A 17,110-nucleotide genomic window follows, 5' to 3' on the forward strand; every position below is an offset into this window, starting at 1 on the left:
CCCTAGTAAAAGCTCGAGCTGGAAACGGAACCGGGCCTACCGTGTGCGTTTATCCGCAAACCTTCCGCCATTCTTGTCGCACTGATGCCGTCTACGAGCTGACCACAGTGCACATGCAATTCGCACAGCGCTGCGCGAGATATGCGAATCAGTCGAGATGCACTCACACTCAAATTATCTAGGATATTTTTTCATCCCATGAGTCGCTTTATAACCTACCTGGAGGATATTTAAAGACCCTAAATAGCTATGTTGACTTATTCTCGCGCGACCGGCTTGTCGGGCAGATGAGGTTACCAGCTCCACCGGAGGCCCTTCGGGTCGCACGCGCATTGATGGCTCTCTCGCAGCAGGAGGCCGCGAACCAGGCTGGAGTAACGCGTAGATACATATCAACAGCCGAAACGTCAGAAGCGATGCTCGGTATCAATCTGAAGCTAGTCGACTTCTACACGGAGCGTGGAATCGAGTTTCTTGGTCAGGCGTCCATCGGCTCCTCGGTCTCAGGCGGGGGAGCAAGATGGCGCGCGCCTATGACACCAGAACTGCTAGCAGGCGATCGTGGCAAGTACTGGTCAGAACCCCTTGGCATATCGTTCCGCGCCGCGCGTGCGCTTCTGAACAGAACGCAGGCGGAGGTCGCCAATGACGTGGGGCTGTCTCTGGCAACGGTGAAAGACCTGGAGCGGGGCAGTCATTGGGCAGCCTCTTCCGCGACCATGCAGGAATACTACGAGCAGCAGCGGATCGAGTTCCTTGGCTGGAGTGATGCCAGCACGAAAAGGTTTTACGGAGTTGGAGTTCGATGGCTCGCATAAGAAGCTACGCCCGCTGTGTCGATCAAATAGGAGGCAGCTGGCCGTGCTGACAGTGACGCCCCCAATCGCCCGCGCTGTAAGGGCTTATCTCATGTTTACGCACAAGGAGCTCGCAATAGCCGCAGGAGTGTCCACGAGAACAGTGTTTAAGCTTGAAAAAGACGGACTTGTTACGACTGCTTCGTTGGACCGTGTTATGGCGGTGTTTGAGAGATACGGGATAGAACTTGTCTATGATCGTCAAGGAACCGCAATCGGGTTCACCTGCAAGAATGCGGCCGGGCCATGAAGGCAACCGACAGCTCTAGGCTCACCGTGTCTTTGACTTCACATACCTGCATGGCTCCGCGCTTTCAGTTGGCACTGCACGTGCGGTGCTTCTGCGTGTCGGCTATGCCAACAGAACATGTCAAAGCGCCGGCATTTCGAAGCCGACGCTTTGACATGTTCTATATCTTTCAGAGAGCTCAGCGGAGGCTCCCGAACCAGTCTCGGAACTCCCGCCGTCGATAAGCCAACCTTCCAGGCGATGGGCGGACTGCCGGTGGGAAGAGACCCTGCTTTCGCAAACGCCATATTGTCATACGAGAAAGGGTCGTTAACCTCTCGATCTCGCGGGGGCCAATCAGCCCGTCATCACCGTCGTCATTGTTTGCCATGTTTTCCTCCTATGGCGGTCACCTGAAGTAACGGAGCAAGTTCGCATGACCTTCAACCGTCGGCAAAAACGTTGCATGGAAATTGGCCGACGCCAACATTAGACGTCTGTGCTATACGAGTCTTCACACCGAGGTGTTACGGAGCCGTGACATGAGCAATGCGGTCGTCTATCGCGGTAGTGCTTCAAGATCGGGGGCACAGGTAGTGCTGGTAGGACCGAAAGAGGTCCAGAAAACGCATGGCCGCCTCAATGAAGGGGAGCACATCTGGACGCGAAATGAATGCATCGATTACACGCTGCACTCCGGAACAGCGGAGGCCCGCGCGGCGGTGGTCACATTTCTCAGCGCACACACATCGGAACAACTCGGGGCAGTGACGAGCCTCTACGGTCACCTTTCCTTTGCCGAGAACCGAAGCTTAAACGGAGGCACTTTTGCCCCGGTGGCCGAAATCCGCACATGGAGCGACAGGTTGCGCGAGCTGAACGAGGCGCTCCAAAAGCCCGGTGGGTTTTCTTTGGTCAATCCGCCCCCGAGCGGACTTGTGTGGCATCCGTTCTTCATGAAGCTTGGCTTTTGGTTGCTCCCGGCAGAAGATGAGCCAAGGGGCTTTCGGCCGGTTCTTGAAGCACCTGACCTTTACACGTTCCTGGTCCACGAAATCGTCACCTTGGCCTTCAATGGAAGGCCACTTATCTTTTGCACGTACTGCAAGGAGCTACAGAGGGAACAGAGGCGTGCCGACTGCCTGTACTGCAGCGACGCTTGTCGGCAGGCAGCCCACAGAGACCGGAAGCGCCAAGCAGCCCCGGCGTCCGCAGACCTTGTGGGGTCTCGCGCTGGCCCCAGCTAGGATGCATCACGAGTGCATCGGGTCAAGCGGGTGCAGAGACAACCTCTTGCTTCGTATCGCCTTGGGTGGGACAATCTCTTAGACGGCCCGCATACAGGAGCTGGCACAAAAGACTGTGGAAATCGCATGAAAACGACCGGCGACCTTAATCCGCGAAATTCTGCTGTCCGATTCTGTCGCCCATTTTGAGGGCCACAAGCAGATGAAGCCGACTTACGGGTGCTGACCGCTTAAAAGATGGCTGGGGCGGGAGGATTCGAACCTCCGAATGCCGGTACCAAAAACCGGTGCCTTACCGCTTGGCGACGCCCCAACAGAGTTGCAGGCGGAAAGATGCGCTGCAAATCGCGGCCTGATTAGCAAAGCGAAAGCCGGGCGGCAACACCTTCGGAAGGAGGAACGTGCGTTTTTCCCGGAACGATGCTGCGGCCACGTCGTTTCCTTTTCATCCCCCACGACGAAAACCAACGAAAAGGACATCCCATGCCCTCCATCACATCCGCCCGCATCCTTATCCTCGCCACCCATGGCTATGAGCGCTCCGAGTTGCGCGTGCCGCTGGAACAGCTCTCCGCCAAGGGCGCCAAGGTCAAGATCGCCTCGCTCGAAAAGGCGCCGATCAAGAGCTGGGACGAGAATAACTGGGGCGACACTGTCGATGTCGATCTCACCCTCGACGAGGTGAAAATCGATGATTTCGATGCTCTGGTCATTCCCGGCGGCCAGATCAATCCCGACCTCCTGCGCAAGGAGCAGAAGGCCGTCGACGTGGTGAAGACTTTCGTCAATTCCGGCAAGGCCGTTGCTGCCATCTGTCACGGCCCATGGCTTCTGATCGAGGCCGGTGCCGTCAAGGGCCGCAAGGCGACCTCCTTCCCCTCGATCAAGACCGACATGATCAATGCCGGTGCCGACTGGCGCGATGAGGCCGTGGTTACGGATCAGGCTATCATCACCTCGCGCAATCCCGGCGATCTCGATGCCTTCGTGGCGAAGATCGTCGAGGAGATCGAGGAAGGCCGGCATCAGCGCCGCGCCGCCTGATCGCGTCTGCCAGACAACACGAGAGACCCGGCGGGCAACCGCCGGGTTTTTTGTGTTATGCCTGTGCTCACGGCATCTTCAGCCCGGAACCGAGGGCACTTCGCGCTTCAGGTCCGGCTCGTCGTGGATGAAGGTGAGCTGCAGCGTTGCCATACGCTCAATAGCGGGATCGCTGAAATCACCCAGCCCCTCTGGTGGCCCAACGGAAATGCCGCCCTCTTCCAATACGTCGACCAGCGTGCCAAATGCGCCGGCCGGAAGCGTCATCCGGATCGTGTTCATCAGGTTCGAATACATGCGCGTGTCGTCGATCCAGCCGCCGAGGCGGTTGACGGTGTCAAAGACGAAACTCGTTGCGGCCTTGCGCTCGACGCGCGTGACGGCCGTCAGCATGACGATGGCCATGGCCCGGACCCTCCCTCTCACGAGAGAGTGCAGCGGCAAGCGGTGACAAATCAAGCCTCGTGTGAAATAGGCTGAGGGCTGCGGCTTGCCGCGCAAGCTCGGACCCTGGACATGAAGAAGCAGAAGCAGCCACACAGGAAAACGGGGCGGGTTGTCGCGAAGAGCGGGCCTTCAGGGGCCGTCCGCAGCGTGGCTCATGGCGAGGGCAGCGGCGCGGCGATCCGCGACCCGGCCACCGTCAACGGCGCCGAGGACAAGGCGAGCGCTGCTGCCGAACGCTTCCGCGCCGGAGTTCGCACGCCTGGCTTCCGGATCGCCTTATCGGTATTTCTCGCCGGTGTTCTGACGGTTGCAGGTTCGCTTGCCATTCCACATGAATTCGCCTTCTTCGAGCTCGGCTATCTCTTCACGCTGTCGATCTATGATCTGGTTCTGGCCATGCTCGGCCTGTCAGTCGCCATCGGCATGGCCGAGCGGCGAGGCGAGGTCGTCTCGATTGTCGTCGCCTTTCTTGGCGTGATCACGCCGATGCTCCTCTTCTTCGACCCGATCTTCAGCGCCATCCTGCAGAGCCCGCTCGGGCACGAGCTCTTCCTGATCGCACCCATCGCCGTGATGCTGTCCGGCGTGGTCCTGTGGCTGCCGGCGCGGGTGCGCCGGATTGCAGCCCCGCTTGCGGCCGCTGTCGTCGGCTTCTCCTTCGCGCTGTTCATCGGGCTCGACGACTTCGGGATCGGCATCAAGGAATTCGCTTTCGCCGCCGTGCTCGGCGCGCTGTGGATCCTCGTTGTTCCCGGCTTGATGCTGCGCCCGTTCCGCGGCGCCTGGCTCACCATCCCGGCACGGATCATCGGTTCCTGGCTGATGGTAATCGCGGTCATCGTTACCGTCTCGCTTTACGTGCCGCTTTCACCCGATGCTCCGCCGCTGCCCGAGCTCCTCGATGACCCGTCGCTTGCACCGCTCGATCCGGCGGTCGAGGACGGGCTTACGGAGGCGCCGGAGAGCTTCGACAGCCCAGTCGACGACAACGCCATTCCACCACCGGAGTTCGGCGACAATCCGCTTCTCGGCGGCCGGCGCAACGGTGAGCCGTGAGGCGTGAGGCGAAGCAGACCGCATTGCCAGTCGACGCCTTCCACGTCAGCCGTTACAAGCGGTCAGTGTCGCCTCTGATTCCGGTAGATCCTGATGCATATCCGCTATGACCGTCCGGTGTCCCGTTCCGCCTTTCTCGCGCGACGGCTGGCGCTGTTTTCGCTCGGCTTGCTGCTGATCGTCGTGCTGGCGCATCGCTTCGGGCCGCTCTCGACGCCGGATTTCGTGCTTTTGGTGCTGGCAGCTGCCGTGCCGGCGGCGCTTGCCGTTCCGCTTGCGCTTCTCGGCCTTGCCCGGCTATGGCAGATCGGTGCGCTCGGGGGCGTGGCTTCCGCCTGGGCGCTGATCTATGCGGCCGTGCCGCTCGCCCTGCCCGGCTATGGCTATTACCTCTATGTCACCAAGCCGAAACTGACCGAGGTTTCGACCGATCTCGCCGATCGGCCGGCCTTCGTTTCCCTGCCGGATGCGCCGCAAAATCTCTTGCCCCGCCCTGCCCTGCCTGACAATGCCGGCGAGGCGCAGCTTGCCGCCTATCCGGGCTTGAACGGCCGGCGCTATGAAGGGGCAATCGACCGCGTCTATGAGGCGGTACGCAAGGTCGCGGGCGAAAACCGGCTGGTGGTGACGGCAAGCCGGGGCGAGGAATACGGCCTGCCGGCGCTGGAACTGCGGCCGACGACGGAAGTCCCGGTCGAGGCGGAAGCCCAGGGCGCAGCACCCGCGTCCCAGGACGCACTGCCGGAAAGCGGGCCGCTGCCGACCGCGCGCCCCGAGCCGAGCCTGCTCGTGCCACTGGATGACGGCGAACCGGAGGGGACGGCCCGGCTGCAGTTTGCCACCCGCACGCTGGTGCTTGGGCTGCCCTTCGATGCCGTCGTGCGGCTTCGCGAAGAAGCGGAGATGACGCTCGTCGACATCCGCGTCGCCTCACGCTACGGGCCGCATGATCTGGGGATCAGCGATGAGATTGCCGAGGGCTTCCTGCATGCGCTGGATGCGGAGCTTCTGGGGATTGCCGGGAACTGAGGCTGGCCTTGTGCCGCTTGCCCCCTCTGGCCTCCTGAGCTTGTCGAAGGGCGGCCATCTCCCCCACACGGGGGGAGAGCGGAAAACGCCGGCGCTGCCGAACCCTCCACTCTCCCCACCTGTGGGGGAGATGTCGGCGCAGCGGACAGAGGGGGCAAGCCGAAGGCTCATGACCTCTCAAGCCGGCCGATACTCTCCCGACAGCTTCGCCGGACCGTCCGTAGCGATCAGGCCCTTCTCCACGAGGTCCTCGAGATGGGCGAGCACTGAAAGGGCAGCTGCCCCATGCAGGCGGGAATCGGTGGTGGCGTAGATGACCTTGACCATGTCCGATATCCGGCGATCGCCTTGTCGAATGCGCTCCAGCACGGCGCGCTCGCGCATCAGACGATGGGTGCGCAGCGCCCGGACAAAAGCGCGGGGCTCGCTGACCGGACCGCCATGGCCGGGCAGATACAGGCGGTCGTCACGCGTGAGCAGCCGGTCGAGCGAAGCCATATAGTCGGCCATGGCGCCATCGGGAGGGGCGACGATCGAGGTGGCCCAGGCCATGACGTGATCGGCGGAAAAGAGGATGCCGGTGTTATCAAGCGTAAAGGCTGCGTGGTTGGCGGTGTGGCCGGGGGTATGCACGGCGGTGAGCTTCCAGCCATCACCTTCGACGGTCTCGCCGTCGGCAAGGGCAAGGTCGGGGACAAAATCGGTGTCGGAGCTTTCGGCGAAGGGGTTCACCTCGCCTTCAAAGAGCGGACGCGACGGGCGATGCGGGCCTTCGGCGACGATGATCGCGCCGGTCGCTTCCTTTAGCCGACGGGCGAGCGGGGAATGGTCGCGATGGGTGTGGCTGACGGCGATATGGGTGACCTCCCTGCCCTGCAATGCCTCCATCAGCGCATCAAAATGCGCGTCGTTATCGGGGCCGGGATCGACGACGCAGACGGATTTCTGACCGACGATATAGGTGTTGGTGCCGTGGAATGTGAAAGGGCTCGGATTGGGCGCTGTGAGACGCTCGACGCCGTCTGCCACGGGCACCGCCACGCCATGCTGCGGCTCGAAGGCGGTAACGAATTGCGGCACCGGCTGATCGCCCGCCGGATCTTCCGTCTTGCTCATTTATACTCGATCTCGATGAAACTCATCGGCTGGTCGCCGCCATTGATGACATTATGCTCGACGCCGGCATCCCGCCGATAGGCCTCGCCGGTCTTCGACGTCACGCGGCGCTCGCCTTCGGCATCCTCGATGAGGAAATGGCAATCGGTGAGCGGCACGACGACATAGCCGAGGCCATGGGTGTGATGGCCCGTCGCAGCTCCCGGCTCGAAATCCCAGCGGGTGATGCGGGTGACGGCATCGTCGAGGACCACGGTAGGGATGGCGGGCGGGCGGGCGGAATAGCCGGGCATGGGTATCTCCGGGTGGGTGGCGGGCACGGGCGGTGCCCGTGATGTCCGGACGTTAGCCTCTGGCCGTCCCGGGGGCAATCGCGCTGCAGGAACGGGCGCCGGCTCTAAGGCCATTTGCGATCCGCAGGTTGATCGCAAACGTCGGGATCCTCGGCGCGCGCCAGTTCGGCGTTCAGGTCGGAACCATGGCGGCAACCGTGATGTCGTGTCGCTCACCCCGTTCCTCCAGGCCGCGCCTGACGCCCTCCCGATCCGCCTCGGGGCGATTCTGGCTCATCTTGCGCTTCCCCTTGAGATCGACGATCGGCATGCGCACGCCGATGATGCCGCGCAACTGTCCGCTGATGAAGGTCTCCGGAGCATCCGCGACGGTCCAGGGCTGTTTGCGGGAAGCTTCGTGGTGATTGGTCAGGCGGTTGACGACCTCGAGCAGGCGATCGGCATCATCAAAGAACTCGACCGGGCCCGAGGCGTGCACGGCTGCATAGTTCCAGGTTGGCACCACTTTTCCATGCTCGGCTTTCGTCGCGTACCAGGATGGCGTGACATAGGCGTCGGGGCCCATGAACACGGCCAGGCCGTGTCCGACGACATCCGCCTGCCATTGCGGATTGGGTCTTGCGAGATGGCCGTAGAGCACCCCCATTTCGCCCTCGGTTTCATCAAGCAACAGTGGCAGGGGCGTTGCCATCGGCCCTGCCACTGTCGCGGTGATGAAGTTGGCCAGATGACACTGGCGCATCATCGCATGCAGCTCGGACCTTTCGGACACAACGAATGCTGGAGGGGTGTACATTTGGATCTCCGGTGACGTCTTCGGATTATCGCATCCAACTGGCATCAAACGAAGGACCAGTTTCCGGCAAAAAGCATGGACCATTTGAGCCGTGACAGGCGGTGAAATTGGCCCGGGGATGTCTTATGTCGGCCCGCAGGTGTCGGCGTAGCGGCAGAGGGCGGACGGTGTTATCATGCCAGCACCGTCAGGAAGGATCGTTATGTCCAGATACCAGACCGTGACCGTAACATTGCCCGAAGATCTTCTCGACCTGATCCGCTCTAAGGTGGCGTCTGGGGACTATGCCAATGAAAGCCAGGTTGTTTCGGAAGGGCTGAGACTGCTCGCGTCAAACGAAGACGCGCTGGAGGACTGGCTTCGCGACGAGGTAGCGCCGACCTATGACAGGGCGATGGCCGAGCCTGAGAGCTTGCTGGATCTGGATGCAGCGTTTGATGGTATCCGCGAGGGGCTGAAGTCCGGCAAGGCTTCGGCTGCAGAATGAAATATCGGCTTCGCCTGACACGCGAGGCGAGACAGGATATCGACGCACTGGCGCGATACATCGCGGAGCGTGCGGACCAGACAGTGGCTCTTGCCTATGTCGATCGATTGCAGGCATTTCTTGTCGCGACTCGCTCCGACCTCCCAAGCACAAATGCAATCCAAGGATGGCACGATGCGCACTAAGGTATGCGGTCTAAATTTGGCATGGGCACTGATCCAATTGCCTTGCAAAATAATAGTAACGGCTTCCGGCAACGGTATCTCGATTCAGTTGCGCAAGGTTATCTTGAGTTATCGAGCTATCTGAGACGTTTCCGATTAATGCTAAATCAGGGGTGAGCGGTATAATCCATTGCGTTGGTACGTCAGGAACAATGTACTGGCCGCCTTCAGATACAACGACCCGCCAAGTCGAAACAGGCTTAAAGCGTTTACAGAACTCGTCAACGCTCTGCTGAATCCAAATGCCATTAAGGTGTCTGGTCGGCACGAAACCGCCGCTCCTAACAAAAACATAGTGGTCCCGCTCCAAATTCTCTTCTTGCTCCAATGTGAGTTCATCACCATCTAAGCCGACTAATTCAGTTTCCTGATCCCTCAATTGATTGAATCGGGATCTCACGTACCAAAGCGCAAAAAAATCATCAACACTGCGCCTATCCGGCCCTTGAACCAAGCCGCATCGTTTCGCGATAACGGCTTCTGCAGCTGCTTGAAATCTAATTTCTATATCTCGCATATATCCGGACTCAGATCGTTGATCCCAAGCCCTTCTGGCGCAGAAAATTTGGTCCTTGGGCTTTGCTTTGCGCGTTCGCCCCCTAAGCAGATCATGCACCTGCAGTGTACCGCCGGCATCCGTGAATCTTGCGATGCACTTGGCTGGAAACACATGTTGCGACAACGTTAGCCCGCTGGGATTTCCCGGACGGGTCTTTGCCGGTTTGGACCATTTGGTTTCGTCTTCGTAGTCCGGTCGACCAGAGGCAGTTGCTCCCGCAATGGCGGCTGCGGAATATTCTCCGCTCCGACTGTACACCTGAATAGTCCTAGTGAAATGCTTCGGTTTATTCATTGACTTTACAAGCCTCAATGATCAGCTGTTAGAATACGTCGCGCAGGTCGTTTTGGCACCACCCCTCAAGAGGCAGATATCCCATAGCCCCATCACCCCCGCGCCTTGATCGCCGCCTGGGCCGCCCAGAGCCTCGCAATCGGCACACGAAACGGCGAGCAGGAGACATGATCCAGGCCGTCATCCTCGCAGAAGTGGATGAGGTCGGGTCGCCGCCGTGTTCGCCGCAGATGCCGAGTTTCATGTCGGGGCGGGTGTTGCGGACACATCCGCTGTCAGCGAAATCCCGAGCGCCTTCATCACTGCAAGCGTGGTCTTGAGCGTCGGATTACCCTCGCTGGACAGCGTGGTCACCTCGGCAATCCCGGCCATGCCACTTGCTCTGGCGCAGACACCGAGTGCGTGCGCGATATAGTCTGCATCTTCGGTCTTCAGCGCCTCATTGACGAAGACGGAAAGCGCTTCCGGTGAAGTGAGGTCTTCGGCTGGATCGTAGTCAGAAACAATCTCAGCCATCCCCTCACGCCTTCGCCTTGATCGCCGCCTGGGCCGCCGACAACCGCGCAATCGGCACGCGGAACGGCGAGCACGACACATAGTCCAGCCCGACATCCTCACAGAAATGGATCGAGGTCGGGTCGCCGCCGTGTTCGCCGCAGATGCCGAGTTTCATGTCGGGGCGCGTCTTGCGGCCGCGTTCGGCGGCGATGCGGATGAGTTCGCCGACGCCGTCGAAATCGAGGGAGACGAAGGGGTCCTGCACGATGATGCCCTTCTTCTGATAGGTCGGGATGAAGCGTGCGGCGTCGTCGCGGGACATGCCGAAGGTGGTCTGGGTCAGGTCGTTGGTGCCGAAGGAGAAGAATTCGGCGGCTTCGGCGATGATATGGGCGCGGATTGCGGCGCGCGGCAGCTCGATCATGGTGCCGACGAGATAGGAGATCTCGAGTTCGGCTTCGCCCATGACTTCGGCGGCCACGCGGTCGATGACGGCCTTGACGTAATCGAGCTCGGATCGCAGGCCGACCAGCGGCACCATGATTTCCGGCACGACGGCAGCGCCCGTTTCGCGGGCAGCAGTGACGGCTGCCTCGAAGATGGCGCGGGCCTGCATTTCGGCGATCTCGGGATAGGAGATGGCGAGACGGCAGCCGCGATGGCCGAGCATCGGGTTGAACTCGTGCAGGGCATCGATGCGGCGGCGCATGAAGCCGGGTTCGAGGCCCATGGCATAGGCCACTTCCTCGATCTCCTCGTCCGACTTCGGCAGAAATTCATGCAGCGGCGGATCGAGCATGCGGATCGTCACCGGCAACCCGTGCATGATGGTGAAAAGCTCGGTGAAGTCGGAGCGCTGCATGGGAAGCAGCTTGTCGAGTGCCGCGCGGCGGCCGGCCTCGTCTTCGGCGAGGATCATCTCGCGCATCACATGGATGCGCTCGCCCTCGAAGAACATGTGTTCGGTGCGGCAGAGCCCAATGCCCTCTGCCCCGAAAGAGCGGGCGGCGCGGGCGTCGGCGGGCGTATCGGCATTGGTGCGCACCGTCATGCGGCGGGTGCGGTCGGCCCATTGCATCAACTGGGCGAAATCGCCCGAGAGTTCCGGCTGAAGCATGGGCACTTCGCCCTTCAGTACCTGGCCGGAGGAGCCGTCGATGGTGATGATGTCGCCCTTGGTGAGGGTGACACCCATGCCAACCAGCTTCTCATTGCGCAGGTCGACGCGCATGGTGCCGGCACCGGAGACGCAAGGGATGCCCATGCCACGGGCAACGACGGCCGCATGGCTGGTCATGCCGCCACGGGTCGTCAGGATGCCCTGGGCTGCATGCATGCCGTGGATGTCTTCGGGGCTGGTTTCGACGCGGACGAGAATGACCTTGCGGCCTTCGCTTTCGGCTTCGACCGCCTCTTCCGCCGTAAACACGATGGCGCCGGTCGCCGCGCCCGGCGAGGCGGGCAGGCCCGAGCCGATGACATGGCGAGTGACGCGCGGGTCGATGGTCGGGTGCAGCAGCTGGTCGAGCGATGAGGGCTCGATGCGCATCACCGCCTCTTCCTCCGAGATCAGCCCTTCCGCCGCCATGTCGACGGCGATCTTCATCGCGGCCTTGGTCGTGCGCTTGCCCGAGCGGGCCTGCAGCATCCAGAGCTTGCCGCGCTCGATGGTGAATTCGAGATCCTGCATGTCGCGGTAATGGGCCTCGAGCCGGTCGCAGATCGCGCAGAATTCGGCAAACGCCTCCGGCATCAGCTTTTCGAGCGAGGGCTTGTCGGAGCCTGAATCGATGCGGGCCGCCTCGGTGATCGATTGCGGCGTGCGGATGCCGGCAACGACGTCTTCGCCTTGCGCATTGACGAGGAATTCGCCGTAGAGTTCCTTGGCGCCCGTGGAAGGGTTCCGGGTGAAGGCGACGCCGGTGGCGGAGGTGGAGCCCAGGTTGCCGAAGACCATGGTCTGCACGGTGACGGATGTGCCCCAGCCTTCGGGGATCGAATGCAGCATGCGATAGGTCTGGGCGCGCGGGTTCATCCAGCTGGAAAAGACCGCGCCGATCGCGCCCCAGAGCTGGACATGCGGATCCTGCGGAAAGGGCTCGCCCAGTTCCTGTTCCAGCACTTCCTTGTAGAGTTTCACGACCTGCTGCCACTCGGAGGCCGAGAGATCGGTGTCGAGTTCGTGGCCGAGCCTTGCCTTTTCGTCCTCCAGGATTTCCTCGAAGACCTCGTGATCGAGGCCCATGACGACATCGCCATACATCTGGATGAAGCGGCGATAGCTGTCCCAGGCGAAACGGGCGTCACCCGAATGCTCCGCGAGCGCCTCGACCGTGTGGTCGTTGAGGCCGAGATTGAGGACGGTGTCCATCATGCCGGGCATGGAGGTGCGCGAGCCGGAGCGGACGGACAAGAGAAGCGGCTGGCTGGTGTCGCCAAAGGCGCGGCCTGTTGCGGCCTCGATGCCGGATATGCCGCGGAGAACCTGGGTCTTCAGCTCGTCGGCGAGCGTCTTTCCACTCTTGTAGAAAAGGCCACACGCATCTGACACGATCGTGAGGCCGGGCGGAACCGGCAGGCCAAGCGCCGCCATTTCGGCGAGATTGGCCCCCTTGCCTCCCAGCTGCTCGATCTCGGCCCTACTCCCCTCGGCCGCTCCTCCGCCGAAGGTGTAAACCCACTTGCGCATTGCCCTCTCCACCCGAACAGGCTTGTTTTTCCACCGTTTACAGCAATTGTGACGGATTGGAAATGTTCAACAGACAAGTTTATGCTGCAATGCATCATAATTGCGGCAGATCTCGCCTCGAAGGCTCACGCGGATGTGAAATTGCGTGGAGAGACGTGAAAGACAGATTTCGACGCGGCATTGTAAGCAAGGCCTACAAGTGCAGGGATAGATGGGGACCGAAATGACTGTTCACTGGACGCGGCGCCAGCTTTTGCGGCTGGCCGGAGCGGCAACACTGACCGGAGCGCTCACCGGAGCGCTGAGGGCGGAGGGGATCGAGACCCAGACCGCGCTTCCGGCGGCGCAGACGCCACAGCTGCCTTTCGGTCTGACGCGCCCAGTGCATGTCGGCGAGGTTTGCCTGCGGGCGAAGGATGTCGCGCGGCTCAAGGCCTATTACACCAGCATGCTGGGGCTCGACGTGCTGACGGATGCGCCCGATGCCGTGACGCTCGGTGCGGGCGGGACGCCGCTCCTGCATATCCTTGCCCGGCCGGATGCGACGCCCGAGGCGCCGGGCCAGGCCGGCCTCTATCACACCGCCTTCCTGATGCCTGACCGTGCCGATCTCGCCCGCTGGCTGGTGCATGTGGCCCGCAGCCAAATTCCGCTGACCGGCTTTGCCGATCACTCGGTGTCGGAAGCGGTTTATCTGACGGATCCCGAGGGCAATGGCGTCGAGGTCTATAGCGATCGCCCGCAGGAGACCTGGCTCTGGGCTGGCAATACGGTGACCATGGGCAGTCGTGAACTCAACATCGACGACATCTTCATCAAGACGAAGACGCGCACGGACCGCGACGAGTATACGACCGTCCCGGCCGCGCTGCGGATCGGCCATATCCATCTGAGGGTCGGCGGGCTGGAAACGGCGCGCGCCTTTTATGCCGATGGGCTTGGTCTGGACGTGGTGGCCGGCAGCGATCAGCGTGGCGCGACCTTCCTGTCGTCGGGTCGCTATCACCACCATATCGGCGCCAATATCTGGGAAAGCCGTGATGCCGGCCCGCGTCAGGACGCAATGACCGGGCTCGACTGGTTCTCGCTGCACACGAGTGATGAAGCGATCCTTGAAGGGCGCCGCGCAGATCTTCAGGCGAAGGGCTTTGCCGTCAGCGCCATCGAAGGCGGGTTCGAGGCGCTGGATCCCTGGGGCACAAGGGTCAGGCTCAAGCGGGTTTGACGTGCCAGGACCGGGCTGATGTTACAGGGTCATCACGCAATGCAATAAACGGTCACGCAAAATGACCAGACAAATCAATTGAGGGTGATGCGCTCCGGTCCAGCGTTTGCTAGTTGGCATTCTAGTAAATTGTAATCCGGAATCAAACATGACCCTGACCAGCCCGGTTTCACTGACTGAGATCCCGCAGAACAACCTTTACCAGAAGGGCGACGTCTTCGTTCTTTTCGGCGAATTGTTCGGTCGTGGCTATGTCACTGGCCTGCTCGACCAGGCCAAGAAGGCCGGCATGGAGATCATCGGGATCACCGTCGGTCGCCGTGACGAGAATAACAAGCTGCGTCCGCTGACCGACGAAGAGCTTGCCCAGGCGGAAGCCAATCTCGGTGGCCGGATCATCAATATTCCCGCCATGGCCGGCTTCGATCTTGATGCGCCCGAAGGCGAGAAGACACCGACGGACCTGCTTGCTTCGCTGACGCTGGAAAACTGGGAAACGGAAAAGCTCGACTGGGCGCATATCGAAAAGTGCCGCCAGGTTGGCGTGTCGCGTTTCCAGGATGCCGTTGCCAAGATCATGGGCGAGCTGGAAGGCATGATTGCCGATGGCCGGAATGTGCATTTCGCCCACACGATGGCCGGCGGCATTCCGAAGGCCAAGGTCTTCCTCGTTCTTGCCAACCGCATCTACAAGGGCCGTGGCGCGCGCCACATGTCCTCTCAGGTGCTGCTCGACAGCGATCTCGGCAAGCTAATCCTGCAGAACTTCGACGAAGTCTCGGCCAACACCTTCCGTCACCTGATCGAGGGCAGCACTGCCATCCGCAACCGCATCGAAAAGAGCGGCGGCCAGGTGCGTTATTCGGCCTATGGCTATCACGGCACGGGCATCCTGATCGGCGACGAATATCGCTGGCAGACCTATACGAACTACACCCAGGGCTATGCCAAGATGAAGCTCGAGGCGATTGCCGAGGAGGCTTACGCTTCCGGCATCAAGGCGACCGTCTTCAACTGCCCTGAGATCCGCACCAACTCGTCCGATGTCTTCGCCGGCATTGAGCTGCCGCTTCTGCCGCTCCTGAAGGCGCTGAAGAAGGAAAATCCAGGCGCCCGCACCGAAAAGATCTGGGCCGACTGCGAGGCGCTGCTGGTCGAGGGTGCGACCGTCGAGGACGTGCTCAAGAAGATCGCCGACTTCCAGGCAAGCGACGTGATGATCCCGTTCTACGACTTCAACAACTGGCCGATGCCCAACAGCCAGGGCCAGTCCGACATCACCATCGGCACCTCGCAGGAGATTGCGCAGATGCACAAGGACGGCAAGGCGCTGATCTCGGACTATCTGAGCGTGCTCGTGGTCGAAGCAACCGGCGCGCTGATCTTTGGCGAAATGGCCAATCCGTCTGCGCCGGTGCTCTGGCTGAACCATGACATGGTCGCGCGGCAGATCAACAAGGCCGGCTGAGCGCGCGAAACGAATAGGCAGTAGCCAAGGGTCTGATGGTGCCGGGAGCTTCGCTTCCGGCATTTTTCGTTTCGCGAGGGCCCCCTCCTTCGTCATCCTCGGGCTTGTCCCGAGGATCTACTGCCGCTGCTATTGGCTCGACCTTTCAGTCCGCTCCTTAAGCCTCCAATCCATGGCAAGCCTTGGCAGATCCTCGGGACAAGCCCGAGGATGACGGCGTGTGTGGGGCGGCGAGCACCAGCCTGACCTGGCATAGCCCGTGAGCTGACCTGTCGAGACGCACGGTCTTTTCCGGGGAGAACCGATCGGCCGCCGCAACGGCTGGACTTGGCACACCGATGCTGGCACGCAGATGACTGGTCATCAGACAAATCGAGTCTCCCCGATGCATTTCCAGCCGCAGTATCGCGTCTATATCGCCTTCTTTCTGTTTGCCATGTGTACGGGATCGCTGTTCTCCCGGCTGCCCGACCTTCAGCTGCAGCTCGGGGTCAACAAGGCCGAACTGGGGCTGACGCTGATCGGCATGGCGATCGGCTCGCTGATTTCGCTCACCCTCTCCTCGCCGCTGATCGTCCGGCTCGGGTCGCGCACGACGTTGGCCATCTGTCTGCTCGGCGTCATGGCGCTCTTGTCCCTCATCTCGCTTCTGCCTTCCGCCCCTCTCGTCTTTGCCACGCTCTTCGCCGTCGGACTTCTCGCCGGCGCGCTGGAGATCTGCCTTAATGTCGAGATCGGACGGATCGAGGCGCAGGCCGGATTCGGCATCATGAACCGCGCGCATGGCTGCTGGAGCCTCGGCTTCTTCGTCACGGCGATCACTGCCTCGCTGGTCCGGCAGGCGGGGGTGACGATGCAGGTGCATATGCATGTGCTGCTGGGACTGATGTTCGTCATCGGTGCGATCACGATCGCGGGCATGAAGAATGCGCCTGTCCTCACAACCGCCGGAGCCGAGGACAAGGCACCGCATTTCGCGCTGCCGACGCTTGCTCTACTACCGCTCTGCATCATCGGCACCTCGGCCTTCCTGATCGAGGGTGCCGGCATCGACTGGTCGACGATCTACATGGAAGAAGTCTTCGACGTCTCGCCCTTCATCTCGGGTTCGGGGCTGACGCTGTTTGCCTTCTTCATGGCGCTGGCACGCCTGACGGTCGACCCGGTCGTCGATCGCTACGGCGCACGGCTCGTCGGGCGGGTGTTGCTTTCGGTCGCAGCATTAGGCATCGCCATGGCCTGGATTGCACCGTCTCCGACGATTGCCCTTCTCGGCTTCGCTCTGATGGGCGCCGGCTGCAGCGCAGTCTATCCGATGGCGGTCTCGGCCGCGGCCCAACGCACCGATCGCCCCGCCGTGATCAATGTCGCGGCAATCGCGCAGATGGCCTTTGTCGTCTTCTTCCTCGGGCCGCCGCTTCTGGGCTTCGTGGCCGAGGCCTTCGGCATCCGCAACGCCTATCTCGTCTGCCTGCCCCTGGTGCTCGGATCGATCCTCGCCAGCGGCGCGCTGCCGGTTGGGCCTGCTCGGCGGCAGAAGCTGGCGGCTTGA

General features: G+C 61.5%; 17 protein-coding genes, 1 tRNA gene and 1 pseudogene. 9 read left to right on the forward strand and 10 right to left on the reverse strand.

Annotation, left to right across the window (positions count from 1 at the left end; genetic code table 11):
* The first annotated feature begins 533 nt into the window (after positions 1–533).
* On the forward strand, positions 534–818 hold the full coding sequence (locus tag SJY08_RS12405; protein ID WP_377275957.1) for a helix-turn-helix domain-containing protein: 285 nt from the start codon (positions 534–536) through the stop codon (positions 816–818).
* A gap of 467 nt (positions 819–1,285) precedes the next feature.
* Here the strand turns inward: SJY08_RS12405 and SJY08_RS12410 are convergent, their stop codons facing one another.
* Positions 1,286–1,477 carry a helix-turn-helix transcriptional regulator gene (locus tag SJY08_RS12410; protein WP_377275959.1) on the reverse strand — a complete coding sequence of 64 codons (192 nt, stop codon included), beginning with the start codon at positions 1,475–1,477 and terminating at the stop codon, positions 1,286–1,288.
* A 1,094-nt stretch (positions 1,478–2,571) separates the two neighbouring features.
* A tRNA-Gln gene (locus SJY08_RS12415) sits at positions 2,572–2,646 on the reverse strand.
* Positions 2,647–2,816: 170 nt separating this feature from the next.
* Between SJY08_RS12415 and SJY08_RS12420 the strand changes: the two genes are divergently transcribed.
* Positions 2,817–3,377 carry a type 1 glutamine amidotransferase domain-containing protein gene (locus tag SJY08_RS12420; protein WP_069041926.1) on the forward strand — a complete coding sequence of 187 codons (561 nt, stop codon included), beginning with the start codon at positions 2,817–2,819 and terminating at the stop codon, positions 3,375–3,377.
* Between the two features lie 78 nt (positions 3,378–3,455).
* Here SJY08_RS12420 and SJY08_RS12425 read toward each other — a convergent pair whose 3' ends face one another.
* Positions 3,456–3,782 (reverse strand): hypothetical protein, encoded by a 327-nt coding sequence (locus SJY08_RS12425; protein WP_153761703.1) that lies wholly within the window; start codon positions 3,780–3,782, stop codon positions 3,456–3,458.
* A gap of 111 nt (positions 3,783–3,893) precedes the next feature.
* On the opposite strand from SJY08_RS12425, the gene SJY08_RS12430 reads away from it, so the two are divergent.
* Both SJY08_RS12430 and SJY08_RS12435 read left to right on the forward strand, forming a co-directional pair.
* On the forward strand, positions 3,894–4,880 hold the full coding sequence (locus tag SJY08_RS12430) for a hypothetical protein (RefSeq protein WP_377275962.1): 987 nt from the start codon (positions 3,894–3,896) through the stop codon (positions 4,878–4,880).
* A 93-nt stretch (positions 4,881–4,973) separates the two neighbouring features.
* Complete coding sequence (locus tag SJY08_RS12435) at positions 4,974–5,909, forward strand: DUF1499 domain-containing protein (RefSeq protein WP_300889015.1); 936 nt, start codon at positions 4,974–4,976, stop codon at positions 5,907–5,909.
* A gap of 177 nt (positions 5,910–6,086) precedes the next feature.
* On the opposite strand, the gene SJY08_RS12440 is transcribed toward SJY08_RS12435, so the two are convergent.
* The 3 genes from SJY08_RS12440 to SJY08_RS12450 all read right to left on the reverse strand — a co-directional run bounded on the left by SJY08_RS12440 (position 6,087) and on the right by SJY08_RS12450 (position 8,114).
* Complete coding sequence (locus SJY08_RS12440; protein ID WP_377275964.1) at positions 6,087–7,025, reverse strand: MBL fold metallo-hydrolase; 939 nt, start codon at positions 7,023–7,025, stop codon at positions 6,087–6,089.
* The gene (locus SJY08_RS12445; protein ID WP_377275966.1) at positions 7,022–7,318 is read right to left on the reverse strand and encodes a cupin domain-containing protein; all 297 of its coding nucleotides are present in this window, start codon (positions 7,316–7,318) and stop codon (positions 7,022–7,024) included. The genes SJY08_RS12440 and SJY08_RS12445 overlap by 4 nt, the downstream gene beginning before the upstream one ends.
* Before the next feature lie 172 nt (positions 7,319–7,490).
* On the reverse strand, positions 7,491–8,114 hold the full coding sequence (locus SJY08_RS12450) for an FMN-binding negative transcriptional regulator (protein WP_377275968.1): 624 nt from the start codon (positions 8,112–8,114) through the stop codon (positions 7,491–7,493).
* A gap of 202 nt (positions 8,115–8,316) precedes the next feature.
* On the opposite strand from SJY08_RS12450, the gene SJY08_RS12455 reads away from it, so the two are divergent.
* Together SJY08_RS12455 and SJY08_RS12460 are read left to right on the forward strand one after the other, a co-directional pair.
* Positions 8,317–8,601, forward strand: a complete 285-nt coding sequence (locus SJY08_RS12455; protein ID WP_377275970.1) for a type II toxin-antitoxin system ParD family antitoxin — start codon at positions 8,317–8,319, stop codon at positions 8,599–8,601.
* Entirely contained in the window at positions 8,598–8,786 is a 189-nt protein-coding gene (locus SJY08_RS12460; protein ID WP_377275972.1) for a type II toxin-antitoxin system RelE/ParE family toxin, read from the forward strand. The genes SJY08_RS12455 and SJY08_RS12460 overlap by 4 nt, the downstream gene beginning before the upstream one ends.
* A gap of 10 nt (positions 8,787–8,796) precedes the next feature.
* Here the strand turns inward: SJY08_RS12460 and SJY08_RS12465 are convergent, their stop codons facing one another.
* The 4 genes and pseudogenes from SJY08_RS12465 to ppdK form a co-directional block, all read right to left on the reverse strand.
* Positions 8,797–9,342 carry a hypothetical protein gene (locus SJY08_RS12465; RefSeq protein WP_377275974.1) on the reverse strand — a complete coding sequence of 182 codons (546 nt, stop codon included), beginning with the start codon at positions 9,340–9,342 and terminating at the stop codon, positions 8,797–8,799.
* Positions 9,343–9,770: 428 nt separating this feature from the next.
* Positions 9,771–9,940, reverse strand: a pseudogene (locus SJY08_RS12470) (putative PEP-binding protein); the annotation flags it as partial.
* Positions 9,919–10,194, reverse strand: coding sequence for an addiction module antidote protein (locus SJY08_RS12475; RefSeq protein WP_377275976.1), 276 nt, complete (start codon positions 10,192–10,194; stop codon positions 9,919–9,921). The pseudogene SJY08_RS12470 and the gene SJY08_RS12475, both read right to left, overlap by 22 nt.
* A 4-nt stretch (positions 10,195–10,198) precedes the next feature.
* Positions 10,199–12,865, reverse strand: a complete 2,667-nt coding sequence (gene ppdK / locus SJY08_RS12480) for a pyruvate, phosphate dikinase (protein ID WP_377275978.1) — start codon at positions 12,863–12,865, stop codon at positions 10,199–10,201.
* Between the two features lie 223 nt (positions 12,866–13,088).
* Here ppdK and SJY08_RS12485 point away from each other — a divergent pair, with 223 nt between their 5' ends.
* From SJY08_RS12485 to SJY08_RS12495, 3 genes are all read left to right on the forward strand, one after another.
* On the forward strand, positions 13,089–14,090 hold the full coding sequence (locus SJY08_RS12485) for a VOC family protein (RefSeq protein ID WP_153761696.1): 1,002 nt from the start codon (positions 13,089–13,091) through the stop codon (positions 14,088–14,090).
* A 154-nt stretch (positions 14,091–14,244) separates the two neighbouring features.
* Positions 14,245–15,558: an enoyl-acyl carrier protein reductase FabMG gene (locus tag SJY08_RS12490; RefSeq protein WP_194842824.1), complete on the forward strand. Its 1,314-nt coding sequence runs from the start codon at positions 14,245–14,247 to the stop codon at positions 15,556–15,558.
* A gap of 385 nt (positions 15,559–15,943) precedes the next feature.
* Entirely contained in the window at positions 15,944–17,110 is a 1,167-nt protein-coding gene (locus SJY08_RS12495) for an MFS transporter (RefSeq protein ID WP_300889002.1), read from the forward strand.

The organism is Rhizobium sp. R86522 (assembly GCF_042466255.1).
GTDB lineage: Bacteria > Pseudomonadota > Alphaproteobacteria > Rhizobiales > Rhizobiaceae > Allorhizobium.